The following is a 13964-nucleotide window of genomic DNA, read 5'->3' as shown; positions in this document are numbered from 1 at the left end:
GTGCCTTTCAGTGCGTGCTCGGGTCAGTGCGTGCTCAGGAAGCGGTCGAAGACGGCGAGCGTCGCCGCCGGGTTCTCGACCTGCGGGCCGTGGTAGCTCTCGGGGATGACCTCGTAGGCGGCGCCGGTGTCCTCCGCCATCTGCCGCTGCCACGGGATCGGCCAGGCACCGTCCCACTCGCCGTGGGTCACGAGCACCGGGAGGCCGGTAGCGCGGAGCTCGGCGGAGGCGTCGGTGTGGTCCTCGAGGATGTGGCCACCGGCGACGACGCTCGCGGGGTCGTGTGCGTCGAAGCGGTCGCGGACGAAGCGCGGGTCGTCGGGGAGCTCCTCGTCGGGGCGGTGGGCCCAGAGCGGGTTCGTCGAGTCGAACAGCTGGCGGAGGTTCCCGCCGGTGTCGTGCAGGATCGTGAGCTCGGTGACCTTGCGGTAGGGCCAGCCGTACGGTCCGGAGCAGAACTGGACGACGTCACGGAACGAGTCCGGCGAAGCGATGGCGGCCTCGCGGACGATCACACCGCCGAGCGAGTGTCCGATGAGGTGCACGGGAGCGCCGTCGTCGAGCAGCCGAGCGACCCGGACGACGTCGGCGGCTTCCTCCTGCAGCGTGTACCCGGACGGCGACGCCGCCCGCGCCGAGTCGGCCTGCCCACGTCGGGTGATCGCGACCGCGGTCCAGCCGGCGTCACCCAGGAGCGGCATGAACGTCCGCCAGTCCTCCTTCGACCCCGTGTACCCGGGGACGATCAACACGACACCCTTCGATCTCCCGGTCGGCACGACGCGGTAGGCGGTGAGCCGCCCGACGGGGAGGTCGATGCCGACGACGTCGACGCCGTCCGGGGTGGGGAGGTGCCCGAACGCGGGGACGGTCGGGAAGTCGTGGAGCGTGGTCATGCCAGCAGTGCCCTTCGAGGGTTCGGCACCGCGTCGAGCAGCGCCACCGTGTACGGGTCCTGCGGGTCCTGCAGCACCGCGGCCGTGCGGCCCCGTTCGACCACGGCACCGTCGTGCAGCACCATGATGTCGTCCGTGATGAGCCGCGCGCTCAGCAGGTCGTGCGTGATGTAGAGGAGCGAGACGCCCCACTGCTCGCGCAGGTCCTCGAGGAGCGCGAGCACCCCGGCACGGAGCGTGACGTCGAGCATCGAGACGGGCTCGTCGGCGATGATGACCTGCGGGTCGGACGCCAGTGCCCGGGCGATGACGACACGCTGGCGCTGCCCGCCGGAGAGCTGGTGCGGGAGCTTCTGCGCGAACTGCTCGACGGGCGTCAGTCCCACGGTCTCGAGCAGCTCGAGCATCCGTCGCCTCGCGTCACGGCCGCGGAGTCCGGTGTAGTTCGCGATCGGCCGGGACAGGATGTACTCCACCGTGTGCAGCGGGTTGAGCGCCGCGTACGGGTCCTGGAACACCATCTGCACCTCGGAGCGGAGGTCCTTCAGCCCGCGTCGCCCGAGCTTCGCGACGTCCGTGTCGCCGAACCGGACGGTGCCCGTGGTGGGCTTCTCGACGCCGGTCAGCATCTTCGCGATCGTGGACTTGCCGGAGCCGGACTGGCCGACGAGGGCGAGCGACTGCCCGGGCTCGAGCGTGAACGAGACGTCGCGGACGGCCTGGACGGGCTGCTCGCCACGGCGGGGCGCCGGGTACGTCTTGACGAGGTGGTCGACGACGATCGGGTTGCGCGCGGCGCTGCGCTCGCGGGAGCCGACCGTGCTGAACGACGACGTCGTCTCCTGGCGGGTGGCCGAGGGACCGCGCTGCGACCGGTCCGGGAACCCCGGGAGCGAGACGACCTCGGCACGCGGGTCGGCGTAGTGCGACAGCAGCATCTTCGTGTACTCGTCCTGCGGGTCGCGCAGGATCTCCGTCGAACCGCCGTCCTCGACGATGCGGCCCTCGTGCATGACGAGCACGCGCTCGGTGGCCTCGAGGACGATGCCGAGGTCGTGGCTGATGAGGATCGCTGTGAACCCCTCGGACCGCTGCAGCTCGATGATCGTGTCCATCACGGCGTGCTGGACGAGGACGTCGAGCGCCGTGGTCGGCTCGTCGAACACCATGAGCCGCGGTTCGAGCGACAGCGCGAGCGCGATCGACACGCGCTGCCGCATGCCGCCGGAGAGCTCACCGGGGTAGCGGGCGAGCATCGTGGCGGGGAGCTTCACCTTCTCGATGAGCTCCCGCATCCGGGCGTCCCACCGCTCGCGCGACACGTGCCCGTGCGCCTTGAAGACGTCGATGAAGTGGTTGCGGATCGTCCGCACCGGGTTGAGCGCGTTCATGCCCGACTGCAGCACCATCGCGAACCCGCCCTGCCGCTGCTGGCGGAGCGCTTCGTCGTCGAGGTCGCGGATGTCCGACCCGGCGAAGAAGATGTTGCCGCCGTTGGTGCGCGCTGGAGGCTTCTGCAGCCGCGTCAGCGCGTACCCGAGGGTCGACTTGCCGGAGCCGGACTCCCCCACGAGGCCGACGAACTCGCCCTTCCGCAGGGAGAACGACACGTGGTCGACGGCCTGGACGGCCTCCTGGCCGGCGGACTCGTAGACGACCGACAGATCGCGGACGTCCAGCAGGACGTCACCAGCGTCGGGACCTTCGGACTGGAGGCGCGTGGCGGCGCCGCCACGGGCCTCCCGGCCGTCTGCTGCGTGCGTGGGTGCGCCGCTCATGCGGTGGCCTCCTTGCGCTTGCGGCGCGCGCCTTCGCGCAGCCGCGGGTTGGACACGGCGTCGACGCCGAAGTTGATCAGGGTCAGGCTCATCGCCAGGAGGGCGATGCAGAGACCGGGGGCGAACAGCAGGATCCACTGACCGGTGAGCAGCGCGTTCGAGTTCTGCGCCCAGTAGAGGATCGTGCCCCAGCTGACGATCGACGAGTCACCGAGCCCGAGGAACTCGAGGCCCGCCTCGGCGAGGATCGCGCTCGTCGCCGCGCCGAAGAACGAGCCGACGATGAGGCTCGTCATGTTCGGGAGGATCTCGCGGAACACGATGCGGGTGGCGCCGTCCCCGGAGAACTGCGCGGCCGTCACGAAGTCACGGCTCCGAAGGGACTGCGTCTGGCTCCGGAGGACGCGAGCGCCCCAGGCCCAGCCGGTGACCACGATCACGGCGATGATCACCGCGATGCCGCCGTTCTGCAGGTACGCGGCGATCACGATCATGAGCGGCAGGCCGGGGATGACGAGGAAGAGGTTCACGATGAACCCGATGACCTCGGCGACCCAGCCGCGGATGTAGCCCCAGCTCAGTCCGATGGCGACGGCCACGAGCGTGGAGAGGAAGCCCGCGACCGCACCGACGAGCACGGAGACCCGGGCGCCGTAGATGAGCTGGGAGAGGACGTCCTCGCCGGCGGCGGTGGTGCCCATCCAGTGTGCCCAGGTGGCGTCGGCGCTGCGGGCGAAGCCGTTCTGGCTCGCGCCGTAGGGGGCGAGGAGCGGGGCGGCGATGGCCACGACGACGAACACGGCGAGGATGATGATGCCGATGCGGGCCTTGGTGTTGCTCCACACGACGCCGAACTGGCGGGCGGCGGCGAGCCACTTGGACGGGGCTGCTGGTTCGTGCTGCGTGCGTACTGCGACAGTGGTGTCCGGTGCTTTGGTCTGGGTCATCGGCGCGTCCTCGGGTCCAGGACGCCGTAGAGGACGTCCACGATGAAGTTGGCGATGAGCACCGACACGGTGATCATCAGGAAGAGGGCCTGCATGAGCGGGTAGTCCTGCCCGATCACGGCGTTGAACAGCAGGTAGCCGATGCCCGGGTACCCGAACACCTGCTCCACGAGCACGGACCCGCCGACGACACCGCCGAGCGCGAGGCCGAAGCCGGTGAGGTTCGGCAGGATCGCGTTCCGGGCCGCGTACCGGACGGCGACCGTTCGGCCGCGGAGCCCGTTGGCCTCGGCGAAGGTGACGTAGTCGTCGCCGAGCGTGTTGATCATCGCGTTGCGCATGCCGATGATCCAGCCGCCGAGGCTCGTCACGAGGATCGTGATCGCCGGGAGCATCGCGTGCTGCAGGGCGTCCCCGATGAACTGTCCGCTGAAGCCCGGCGTGGTCGTGGCCGAGTAGGCCCCGGTCGTCGGGAACCAGTGCAGGACGTAGCCGAGGAAGAACAGCAGCAGGAGCGCGGTCCAGAAGTACGGGAACGTCGACATGAAGCTGCCGGACAGGGTCGGCAGGGAGTCGAGCCAGGTGCCGCGCTTCCACGCCGCCCCGACGCCGATGAGGGTGCCGAGCACGAACGCGATGATCGTGACGAGCCCGACGAGCACCAGCGTGTACGGCAGCGCCTGCGCCACGAGGTCGCCGACGGGCTGGGGGTAGAACGTGTAGCTCGTGCCGAAGTCGAGGGTGACGACCTGGTGCAGGTAGCTGACGTACTGGTCCCAGAGGTTGCCGCTCGGGACGCCGAGCTGCGCCTCGATCGCCTTCTTCGTGGCGTCGGTGACGGGGCCGTTCTGGCTGAGCTTCGCGAGTGCGGCGTCGGTCGGGCTGCCCGGCATGAGCCGAGGGAGCACGAAGTTCAGCGTGACCGCGGCCCAGAGGGTCAGGACGAACAGGACGAGTTTCTGGAGGAGGTACTTCACTTCGCTTCCTCCTGTTCCTCGAGGATCTGGCGGCCTGCGGCACTGTCGCGGAGCCGCAGTTTCGAGAAGATCAGCAGCGGTGCGGAGTCGTAGTTCTGCGGTGCCATGTACGGGTCCTCCGCGCTCGGCCACCCGACGAACTTGTTCGTGTTGAACAGACCCCAGAGGCCGCCGTAGTACATGCCGATGACCGGGACGTCGTCGTAGACGATGTTCTGCAGCTGGTGCAGGATGGCCCGCTGCCGGGACTCGTCCGTCGTCGCCTTGTACTCGTCGAGGAGCGCCTGCGTGTCGGCGTTCCGGTACCGCTCGAAGTTGTTCACCGTCGACTTGCCGACGGGCTGGTAGAAGTCGCTCGACAGCAGCGAGTTGAAGGCCTGGTAGACGTCACCGTTGCCCATCCCGCCCATGGCCATGTCGAACTTTCCGTTGTTGAGGTTGGCCTGGTAGCCGGCGGGCTGCGGCGCCTGGAGGGACACCTTGATGCCGATCGCGGTGAGGTCGCGCTGCACCTGCTGGGCCGCGCGGAGCCAGTCGGAGTAGCCGTTCGCGGTCATGATCGTGATGGTCAGCTGCTTGCCGTCCTTCACGAGCTTGCCGCCCTGCTGCGTCCAGCCGGACTTCGCGAACTCCTGCAGCGACCGCTTCGTGTCCTGCGTGATCATCCCCTTGTCCGGGATGGACGGGTCGAGGTACTGCTCCTGGTTCGGCAGGATCAGGCCCGTCTGACCGGCGGCCGTCAGGTTGCCCTCGGTCGCGGTCTCGGCGATGTCCTGCCGGTCGAGCGCGTACGAGATGCCCTTGCGGACGTTGACGTCGTTGTACGGCGCCTTCGTGAGGTTCGGCACGAGGCCGATGACACCGCCGGCCGGGAACCACCACGTGTTGGTCTTCGACGCAGCACCCCACGTGCCCTTGACGTCCGAGATGAACGAGTACGCCCAGTCGTAGCCACGCGTGACGGTGTCGAGCTGGGTGTTCGTGGCTGGGAGGATGAGGTGCTTGATGGCGATCTTGTCGGCCTGCCAGTACCGGGGGTTCTTGTCCATCGAGTACTGCTGGTCGGTGTAGTTGCCGAGCACGAACGGCCCGGTGCCGACGGGGTTCGGGTCGCGCCACGTGGTCGGGTCCTTGACCTTCCCCCAGTGCTGCTCGCCGAGGATGTACGTCGCGCCGATGATGTTGAGGCTCGGCACGTCGTCGCTCTTGAGGTGGAAGACGACGTGGTCGCCGTCCTGCTCGATGCGGTCGATGTGCTGCCAGGCGCCCTTGATGTCCATCGCGGGGAACTTCTTGAGCAGGTCGAACGTGAAGACGACGTCCTTCGCGCTGAAGGGATCGCCGTTCGACCACTCGACGCCCTGCCGGATGGTCATGTCGATCGTGCGCGCGTCCGGCTGGGTCCAGCTGCTCGCGAGCCAGGGCGTGCCCTTGCCGTCGAGCGGGTTGACCTCGATCAGCGGCTCGTACATCCACTTGCTCGCGGTGCGGGCGTTCGAGATGTACGGGTTGAAGTTGCGGTCGAACAGCGGGTTGCCGTGGTCGGCGTTGATGAGCATCGTGTCCTTGCCGATGCTCGGGTCCGGCTGGGAGCGGACCTGGATGCTGCAGCCGCTCGCCGCGAGGGCCACGACGGCGATGCCGGCCAGGGCGGCGAGGAGACGGCCGCGCCGGCGGGGACGGGCGGGGCCGGTGGCACGGGTGCCGCGGGCTGCGCGCGGAGCGGCCGTCTGTGGGCCTGCTGGTTCGCGCATGCCTGGCTCGCGCATGCGCTGTGGGGGAAGCGTCATTGCTCGGTCGACCTCCGTGTCGATTGGGTACCGCACCAATGTATGCGCTTACATCGCGGCGTGCAACCACCGGTCCTGATCGGCGGGGTGCAACACGGCGTCCGGTGCCGTCAGGCGTCGAGGACCGGCGGGCAGCTCTCGCGGAGCAGCACCTCGACCGGCAGGCGCACGGCACGCGGGGGCCCGTCGGGGCGGGCGAGCCGCTCGACGATCGCCCGCACGGCGGCACGCCCGAGCTCCCCCATCGGCTGGTGCACGGTCGTGAGGCGCGGCTGCGAGAAGCGACCAGCGTCGATGCCGTCGAACCCGGTGACGACGACGTCCTCCGGCACGCGGATGCCGAGGGCCGCAGCGGCGTCGAGCGTGCCGAGCGCTGACTGGTCGTTCGAGCAGACGACCGCACGGGGGACGGCACCCTCGAAGAGCGACGTCGCGAGCTCCCGGGCGCGGGCGCGGCCGAAGTCGCCGTGCACCACGGGCACGTCGGCCGGGTCGACCCCGTGCTCGACGAGGGCCGCGCGGAACCCCGCCGCGCGCTCCATGTCGTCCGGCGAGTCGATCGGACCGGCGACGTAGGCGATCGAGCGGATCCCGAGGCGTCCGACCACGTGCGACACGACGGTCCGCATGCCCGCGGCGTTGTCGACGCTCACCGAGTCGAAGCCGTGCGAGCGCCGGTCGTCCGCGAGCACCACCACGGGGATGCGCCGGGCGACGTGCTCGAGCAGTTCGTCCGGGACGGTCTGCGCGAGCACGGCGAGGCCGTCGACCCGGCCGGCGACGTCGTTCACGATGACGTCCCGCGACGGACCCCGACCGGCCGCGACCATGAGCGCGAGGCCGCGCTGCCATGCCTCGACCTCGGCGCCGCGGAGGACCTCGTCGAAGTAGAGGTTCGAGGAGAACGGCTGCGTGACGTGCCGGCGATCGTCGACCACCCGGACACCGCCGTCCGTGACGAGGTCCGGCCGTTCGTCCGGCACGACGTCGAAGCCCGGGAGCAGGAGCCCGACCACGCCGGTGCGCTTGCCGGCGAGCGCCCTCGCGTTGCCGGAGGGGACGTAACCGAGCGTCCGGATGGCCGCCTGCACCCGGTCACGGGTGCCCTCGCGGACGGCGTCGGGCGTCCGGAGCACGCGCGAGACGGTGGCGATGGAGACACCGGCGGCGGACGCCACGTCGTAGACCGTGGGAGGTGCGGTGCGCTGTCCAGCCAAGCCGTGCCTCCCGTCCGCCGTCGCGCTGGTGGTGCCGCGCCCGGTGCGGCCGGACCATCCTAGGCACGCCGTCCGGGCCGACCCGTCCACAGGTGCGCGCAGACCCTTGCGCTCCGCGGACGAACACGGTCACACTTGAGCGACCTCAGTACGTCCCGTGAGGAAGCGCATCCGCAGGCAGGGGCCTGCGCCACCGATCCGATGCCCACACACACAGGAGCCGACGATGTCGAAGAACACCCGTGGACAGAGCCGTGACGTCATCACCGAGTCGATCGCCATCGACGAGGTGAAGAGCGGACTGCTCGACCACAGTCAGGGCAACCAGAACGCCTGGATCTTCGGTGAGGCCGACGGGAGCGAGGAACCGACGCTCTGACGCGCCGGTCGACGCGAGCTAGCGCCGTCAGCGCTCCGTCGACCCGTTGGCGCGCTCGGCCGGCACGCCGGAGCGTTCGGTCGGCCCGACGATCGCCATGCCCGCACCGCGGAGCCGCCGTCGCTCCTGCGCGATGAACGCGAGCAGCCGGTCGTTGGTACCGGCGACGTGCGCTGCGAGCAGTTCCGCCGCGCGGTCGGCGTCGCCCGAACGGACGGCGTCGAGGATCTGGCTGTGCTCGTCCCAGGCGGCGTCGCGGGCCTCGGGCGTCCGCACCTCGATCCAGCGGGTCCGCTCGAGGCGGGTGAGCGCGTCCGCGACGGCGTCGGTGATGAACCGGTTGCCGCCGAGCGACGCGAGGTCGAGGTGGAACGTCGAGCCCATCCGGATGCCCGAGCGCTGGTCGGGTGCCTCGCGGAGGTCGTCGAGGTGTGCCCGGACCTCGTCGAGCTGCTCGGTGGAGGCGCGCGCGACCGCGAGCCTGGCGGCCGCGGGCTCGAGGACGCCACGGAGTTCCGCGAGCGAGGCGATCTCGTCGAGGTCGATCGGGGTGACCGTCCACGAGCGCCCCTCGTGCAGGATGAGCCCCTCGCGTTCGAGCCGCGACAGCGCGGCGCGGACGGGGGTGCGGGAGGCGTGGAAGCGCGCCTCGAGTCCGCGCTCGGAGATGCGCTCGCCCGGGGCGATGTCGAGCGTCAGGATCGCCGCCCGGAGGTTGTCGTAGAGCTGCGCGGTCTGCGAGACCGGCGCGTCGTCCACGGTCACCACGTCTGTCGTTCCAGCCACGGTGCGGAAGCCTAGCAGGCATGGTATACCGTTGTGGTATACCAATCAGTTCTGGAACGGAACCATCGTGACGACGACCACCGCCCTCCGCCCGACGACGACCCGACGTGCCTGGACGATGCTCGCGCTCGGGGTCGCGGCACAGGCGGCGGGGACCCTCGTCGTGTCGGCGCCGGCACTCCTCATCCCGTACCTGCACGCGCACGGCACACCGTTGCCCGTCGCCGGGGTCCTCGCCGCGGCGCCCACGTTCGGCATGGTCCTGACGCTGATCGCGTGGGGTGCCGTCACCGACCGGTTCGGCGAGCGGGTGGTGATCGCGGGCGGGCTCGTCCTGACGACGATCGCGGTGGCGGCAGCGTGGGCGTCGGCCGGCGACACCGTCCTGCTCGGCATCGCGTTCCTGGCCGCGGGCATGACGAGCGCCTCCACGAACGCGGCGAGCGGACGCGTGGTCGTCGGGTGGTTCCCGAAGGAGCGCCGCGGTCTCGCGATGGGGATCCGGCAGATGTCGCAACCGCTCGGCGTGACCCTGGCCGCGGTGACGGTCCCCCAGCTCGCCGAGGGCGCCGGCATCCGGGCCTCGCTCGTGCTGCCGGTCCTGCTCTGCGCCGTGCTCGCGGTCCTCTGCGCGATCGGCATCGTCAACCCGCCGCGGGCCTCGCGGGCCGACGCCCCGGCGGAGCACGTGGCGAACCCCTACCGCACCGACGGGTTCCTCTGGCGGGTGCACGCGGTGTCGGTGCTGCTCGTCGTGCCGCAGTTCACCCTGTCCACGTACGGGCTGGTGTGGCTCGTCGGGCTCGGATGGTCGACGGGTGCGGCCGGACTCCTCGTCGGCGGCGCACAGTTCGTCGGTGCCGTCGGGCGCATCCTCGTCGGGGCCTGGAGCGACCGGGTCGGCTCCCGCGTCGGCCCCCTGCGGATCGTCGCCCTGAGCGCCGCGGCGGTGATGGGCGTGCTCGCGCTCGTGGACGTGACACACCTGGCGGCGGGGGCGGTGTTCCTCGTGGTGGCGACGAGCGTGACCGTCGCGGACAACGGGCTGGCGTACACGTCGGTGGCCGAGGCCGCGGGACCGTTCTGGTCGGGTCGTGCCCTCGGGGCGCAGAACACGGGGCAGTTCATCGCGGCGAGCGCCGTCGGGCCCGGGGTCGGCGCGCTCGTCGCGGGCCTCGGGTTCGCGGCGTCCTTCTCGATCGTGGCGGTCCTGCCGCTGCTGGCGCTCCCGCTCGTACCGAGGGCGGACCGCTCGCACGACTGACGCGCCCGGGCGTGCGGTACCGAGGTTGCGCGACTCGCCGCCCGCAGGTCGCCGAGGTTCCGACGACCGAGGCGGGAGCCGGCGAGATGCCGGTGTTCCGGAACCTCGGCAGGGCGGCTCGGGTGCGGACGCGCGCGCGGGACGGACTGGAGGCCCGTGGCGGGGTCGCCACGGGCCTCCCGTCCGTCAGGGGTCACGTGATCAGGCGGGCACGGCCGGTCCGACCGGCCAGCGCAGGAGCGCGGCCGCCGCTGCACCGCCCGGCAGGGACGCCGCGTTGACGAGCACGAGCTCCGCGTCCGTCAGCACCGCCGCCCGGACGAGCGCGCACACCGCGGGCACCGGCCCGATCACCGGGACGCCGCCGGCCTGCTCCGGAGCCGTCGCGACCCAGGGCGCCGCCCCGAGTGCGAGGAGCGTCCGGTCCCCGATGGCGACGGCGTCGAGCGCGACCACCGAGCTCTGCGCCTGCTGCAGCGCCTCGACCACGGAGCCGAGCCCGGTCACCGCCTGGTTGTCGCCGCGTCCGACGTGGGTCCGGAGGAGTTCCTCGAGGTCGTGCCGACGGGTGGCGACGACGCGGGCGAGTGCGATCTCGACGTGCTCGACGAAGGCCTGCTTCGACGCGGTGTCGGCGCGGGGGTCACCGGGGAACACCGACACGAGGGCCTTCGTCTCGGCCGACAGGGACTTCACCAGCAGCTCGCGTGCGGTGACGTCCCCCGCTATCACAACGAGCCCTGGTCGGCGCTCGCGGACCGTGGCGTCGAGGGCACCAGCGAGCTCGGACTGGTTCTGCTTCCAGATCTCCTCGGTGTGCTGCTGCCAGTGCGGCTGCTTCCACCCGGTGCCGGCCTTGGCGTAGTGCAGGGTGTCGTTGCGGCCCTCGACCTGCTGCTCGTCCGGGGCGACGGGCGCGTGGCCGAGCCGGTAGGTGCGGAAGGCCCCGCCCTCCTTGCCGGCGTGCACGACGAGGAACGGCAGGTCGACGGGGCGGTGGGCGACGAGGGGCACGAGGTCCGGGACGGCCCCGACGCCGACCGACTCCACGCCGTGCAGGTGTCCGGGGAGCACCTCGCTCAGGACGATCGATCCTTCGTGGACGAGCACGTACCGGGTGACGGGCGAGGGGACGCCGGCCTCCTGCTCGAACTCGGCGGCGACGGCGTCCACGACGGCGTCGGTGGCGCCCTGCGCACGGAGCGACTCCTCGACCGCGCGGAGCTTGAGCGCCGCCTGCCGCCTCGGGTCCTCCACGTTGCCGGAGACGTCCGCGTAGGCCCAGGCCCACGTGCCCCCGTCCTCCAGCCGCTGTCCCAGGATCCCGTGCAGTTCGCTCGTCGCGTTGGTCGACGTCATGGCAGCTCCTTCCGCTCAGCGTGCCGGAGCAGGTCTGCCCCGACGGCGGACACCGGTTCGGACGGACCCTGTCACGGTCCCCTGCGTCCGCGTCAGCCCACACTCCACCCGTCGACCCGGATGCGTCCACAGTGCGGAGGGAACGCCCAGCGACCTGCGTGAAAGTACAGCAACGCTCGGTTTTGTGGTTGGCTGGGCGGGACCCCGATCGACGACGAACCGGAGCCGTGCGATGACGCCGACAGGCAGAAGAAGCCCCATCACGAGACGACAACTCCTGGGCTTCGGCCTGGGGACGGCGGCGGCGGGCCTGCTCGCCGGCTGTGCGGTGCCGGGCTCGACGAACGTGAACAAGGCGGCGTTGATCCCCGCCGCGTCGGGCGGCGAGACCGTCCAGCTCACCTACTGGGCGTGGCTCAAGGACCTGCAGAAGGTCTGCGACGTGTGGAACGCGAAGAACCCCCGCATCCAGGTCACCGCGAACTGGATCCCCGGCGGCAACAGCGGCGGCTACCAGAAGATGTACTCCGCGCTCGCGGCCGGCGGTGGCCCGGACATCGGACAGGTCGAGCTCCGCCAGATCCCCGAGTTCATGCTCGCGAACGGCCTGACGGACCTCGCCCGGTACGGCGCGAAGGACTTCGAGTCGAAGTACGACGAGGCAGCGTGGGCGCAGGTCTCGTTCGTGGACGGCATCTACGGCATCCCGCAGGACACCGGCCCCATGGGCTTCTACTACCAGACCGCGATCCTCGAGCAGGCCGGCGGGGAACCCCCGAAGACGTGGGACGAGTGGCGCGACCTCGCCGACAAGGTGCGGGGGACCGGCAACGGCAACTACCTCGAGGTGTTCCCGGTCGCCGACGCGTCGCCGTTCGCCGCGTACGCACAGCAGGCCGGTGCGCGGTGGTTCAAGATCGACGGCGACGAGTGGGTCGTCGACATGACCGACGACAAGACGATGATGGTCGCCGAGTTCTTCGACGGCGTCATCGACGACAAGCTCGTCGACACGAGCGCCGGCGCGTACTCCCCCGGTTGGTACGCCGCGGCGGCGAGCGGCAAGATCGCGGCCGTCACGAGCGCGAGCTGGGGTGACGCGCTCATCCAGTCGGTGCAGGGCGGCGAGGGCAAGTGGAAGGTCGCGCCCATGCAGACGTGGGGCGACACGGGCTTCGGCTCGAGCGCGATCGGCGGCTCGACGGCCGCGGTCCTCGCCAACGCGAAGCACCCGGCCGAGGCGCTCGAGTTCATCACGTGGATGACCACCTCGCAGGAGGGCATCAACGCGATGATCAAGTACTGCGGCATCGGCTGGTCGCCCGCCAAGGACTACATCGGCGCCGCGCGACAGAAGCCGAGCGCGTGGTTCTCCGGGCAGAACTACAACGAAGAGGTCTTCGTCCCCGCGGCGCAGGAGCAGAACGTCGACTGGTCGTGGTCGCCGGTCACGCAGTCCGCGTTCACGAGCCTGCAGAACCAGTTCCGCCGCAAGCTGACCGGCGGCCTGAAGCTCACCGACGCGGTGGAGCTCGCCCAACGGGAGATCGTCCAGTCCTTCAAGGACAAGGGCCTGAGCGTGAGGACCGCACGATGAGCCAGCAGACCAGCGGCACCACGCCGACCTTCCGGACGAGCACGAAGGCCACCAGCGCGCAGAAGCGGGCGCCGTGGATCCTGCTCGGACCCTTCCTCGCGCTGTTCGTCCTGACGTTCATCATCCCGATCATCAGCGCGCTGTTCCAGAGCTTCACCACCGTCGACCGCAAGGGCCTGTTCGGCGAGGACGGCGTCGTCGGCCGGTTCGCCGGGTTCGACAACTACGCGATCGCGCTGCAGGACTCCGGGTTCGTCGCCTCGATCGGCCGGATGCTGCTGTTCGGCATCGTGCAGGTCCCGGTGATGATCATCCTCTGCACGATCCTGGCGCTGCTGCTCGAGTCGGCGAGCGCCCGCTGGCCCGCGTTCTTCCGGGCCGTGTACTTCATGCCGTACGGCGTCCCCGGCGTCATCGCGACGATCCTGTGGTCGTTCCTCTACGTCCCCGGGCTCTCCCCGATCGTGGCGCTGCTGCAGTCGGTCGGGCTGCAGCCGGACTTCCTCGGCGCGAACAGCGTCCTGTGGTCGATCGCGAACATCGTCACCTGGACGTACACCGGCTACAACATGCTCATCATCGTGGCGCAGCTCAAGTCCATCCCGGGCGAGGTCTACGAGGCCGCGAAGATGGACGGCGCGAACGCCTTCCAGGTCGCGTGGCGCATCCAGATCCCGCTCATCGCGCCGGCGCTCGTGCTCACGACCGTGTTCTCGATCATCGGCACGCTGCAGCTCTTCGCGGAGCCGCAGATCCTGTCCACGGTCGCGCCCGCGATCGACACGGAGTACACGCCGAACTACGCGGCCTACACGAACGCGTTCGCCTTCAACGAGTACGGCGTCGCCTCGGCCCAGGCCGTGATCATCGCGCTGGCCGCGTTCATCCTGTCGTTCGCGTTCCTCGCGCTGACGAACCGGCCGCCGAAGAGCGAGCGCGACCAGAAGAGGCGCGCGAAGCGCGACGGCCTGGAG

At 70.5% G+C, this 13964-nt stretch carries 11 protein-coding genes and 1 pseudogene; 4 read left to right on the top strand and 8 right to left on the bottom strand.

Features of this window, described 5'->3' with window-relative positions:
* Positions 1–23: 23 nt before the first annotated feature.
* The 6 genes from ACRQ4C_RS02855 to ACRQ4C_RS02830 form a co-directional block, all read right to left on the bottom strand.
* Positions 24–896, bottom strand: coding sequence for an alpha/beta fold hydrolase (locus ACRQ4C_RS02855; RefSeq protein WP_439690051.1), 873 nt, complete (start codon positions 894–896; stop codon positions 24–26).
* Positions 893–2674 carry an ABC transporter ATP-binding protein gene (locus tag ACRQ4C_RS02850; protein ID WP_439690050.1) on the bottom strand — a complete coding sequence of 594 codons (1782 nt, stop codon included), beginning with the start codon at positions 2672–2674 and terminating at the stop codon, positions 893–895. The genes ACRQ4C_RS02855 and ACRQ4C_RS02850 overlap by 4 nt, the downstream gene beginning before the upstream one ends.
* Entirely contained in the window at positions 2671–3621 is a 951-nt protein-coding gene (locus ACRQ4C_RS02845; protein WP_290132919.1) for an ABC transporter permease, read from the bottom strand. The genes ACRQ4C_RS02850 and ACRQ4C_RS02845 overlap by 4 nt, the downstream gene beginning before the upstream one ends.
* Positions 3618–4598 carry an ABC transporter permease gene (locus ACRQ4C_RS02840; protein ID WP_290132920.1) on the bottom strand — a complete coding sequence of 327 codons (981 nt, stop codon included), beginning with the start codon at positions 4596–4598 and terminating at the stop codon, positions 3618–3620. The genes ACRQ4C_RS02845 and ACRQ4C_RS02840 overlap by 4 nt, the downstream gene beginning before the upstream one ends.
* A complete protein-coding gene (locus ACRQ4C_RS02835) occupies positions 4595–6352 on the bottom strand; it encodes an ABC transporter substrate-binding protein (RefSeq protein ID WP_290132921.1) in 1758 nt (585 codons plus the stop codon). The genes ACRQ4C_RS02840 and ACRQ4C_RS02835 overlap by 4 nt, the downstream gene beginning before the upstream one ends.
* A gap of 146 nt (positions 6353–6498) precedes the next feature.
* Positions 6499–7605 carry a LacI family DNA-binding transcriptional regulator gene (locus ACRQ4C_RS02830; RefSeq protein ID WP_439690049.1) on the bottom strand — a complete coding sequence of 369 codons (1107 nt, stop codon included), beginning with the start codon at positions 7603–7605 and terminating at the stop codon, positions 6499–6501.
* Positions 7606–7831: 226 nt separating this feature from the next.
* Here ACRQ4C_RS02830 and ACRQ4C_RS02825 point away from each other — a divergent pair, with 226 nt between their 5' ends.
* Positions 7832–7984 carry a hypothetical protein gene (locus ACRQ4C_RS02825; RefSeq protein ID WP_400410731.1) on the top strand — a complete coding sequence of 51 codons (153 nt, stop codon included), beginning with the start codon at positions 7832–7834 and terminating at the stop codon, positions 7982–7984.
* A 27-nt stretch (positions 7985–8011) separates the two neighbouring features.
* On the opposite strand, the gene ACRQ4C_RS02820 is transcribed toward ACRQ4C_RS02825, so the two are convergent.
* A complete protein-coding gene (locus ACRQ4C_RS02820; protein WP_439690048.1) occupies positions 8012–8770 on the bottom strand; it encodes a GntR family transcriptional regulator in 759 nt (252 codons plus the stop codon).
* Between the two features lie 118 nt (positions 8771–8888).
* On the opposite strand from ACRQ4C_RS02820, the gene ACRQ4C_RS02815 reads away from it, so the two are divergent.
* A complete protein-coding gene (locus tag ACRQ4C_RS02815; protein ID WP_439690937.1) occupies positions 8889–10034 on the top strand; it encodes an MFS transporter in 1146 nt (381 codons plus the stop codon).
* Positions 10035–10235: 201 nt separating this feature from the next.
* Here ACRQ4C_RS02815 and ACRQ4C_RS02810 read toward each other — a convergent pair whose 3' ends face one another.
* The gene (locus tag ACRQ4C_RS02810) at positions 10236–11393 is read right to left on the bottom strand and encodes a baeRF2 domain-containing protein (RefSeq protein ID WP_439690047.1); all 1158 of its coding nucleotides are present in this window, start codon (positions 11391–11393) and stop codon (positions 10236–10238) included.
* 232 nt (positions 11394–11625) lie between these two features.
* Here ACRQ4C_RS02810 and ACRQ4C_RS02805 point away from each other — a divergent pair, with 232 nt between their 5' ends.
* On the top strand, positions 11626–12990 hold the full coding sequence (locus ACRQ4C_RS02805) for an extracellular solute-binding protein (RefSeq protein WP_439690046.1): 1365 nt from the start codon (positions 11626–11628) through the stop codon (positions 12988–12990).
* A gap of 24 nt (positions 12991–13014) precedes the next feature.
* Positions 13015–13910, top strand: a pseudogene (locus ACRQ4C_RS02800) (carbohydrate ABC transporter permease); the annotation flags it as partial.
* Positions 13911–13964 lie beyond the last annotated feature (54 nt).

The organism is Curtobacterium sp. SP.BCp, from assembly GCF_051903255.1.
Lineage (GTDB): Bacteria > Actinomycetota > Actinomycetes > Actinomycetales > Microbacteriaceae > Curtobacterium.
This window is presented reverse-complemented; position numbering and strand designations above follow the sequence as displayed.

Excerpts from the sequence above, each read along its gene's own strand:
- ACRQ4C_RS02810 (WP_439690047.1), bottom strand. The coding sequence starts at position 11,393 with ATGACGTCGACCAACGCGACGAGCGAACTGCACGGGATCCTGGGACAG.
- ACRQ4C_RS02815 (WP_439690937.1), top strand. The coding sequence starts at position 8,889 with ATGCTCGCGCTCGGGGTCGCGGCACAGGCGGCGGGGACCCTCGTCGTG.
- ACRQ4C_RS02845 (WP_290132919.1), bottom strand. The coding sequence starts at position 3,621 with ATGACCCAGACCAAAGCACCGGACACCACTGTCGCAGTACGCACGCAG.
- ACRQ4C_RS02805 (WP_439690046.1), top strand. The coding sequence starts at position 11,626 with ATGACGCCGACAGGCAGAAGAAGCCCCATCACGAGACGACAACTCCTG.
- ACRQ4C_RS02835 (WP_290132921.1), bottom strand. The coding sequence starts at position 6,352 with ATGCGCGAACCAGCAGGCCCACAGACGGCCGCTCCGCGCGCAGCCCGC.
- ACRQ4C_RS02825 (WP_400410731.1), top strand. The coding sequence starts at position 7,832 with ATGTCGAAGAACACCCGTGGACAGAGCCGTGACGTCATCACCGAGTCG.
- ACRQ4C_RS02855 (WP_439690051.1), bottom strand. The coding sequence starts at position 896 with ATGACCACGCTCCACGACTTCCCGACCGTCCCCGCGTTCGGGCACCTC.
- ACRQ4C_RS02850 (WP_439690050.1), bottom strand. The coding sequence starts at position 2,674 with ATGAGCGGCGCACCCACGCACGCAGCAGACGGCCGGGAGGCCCGTGGC.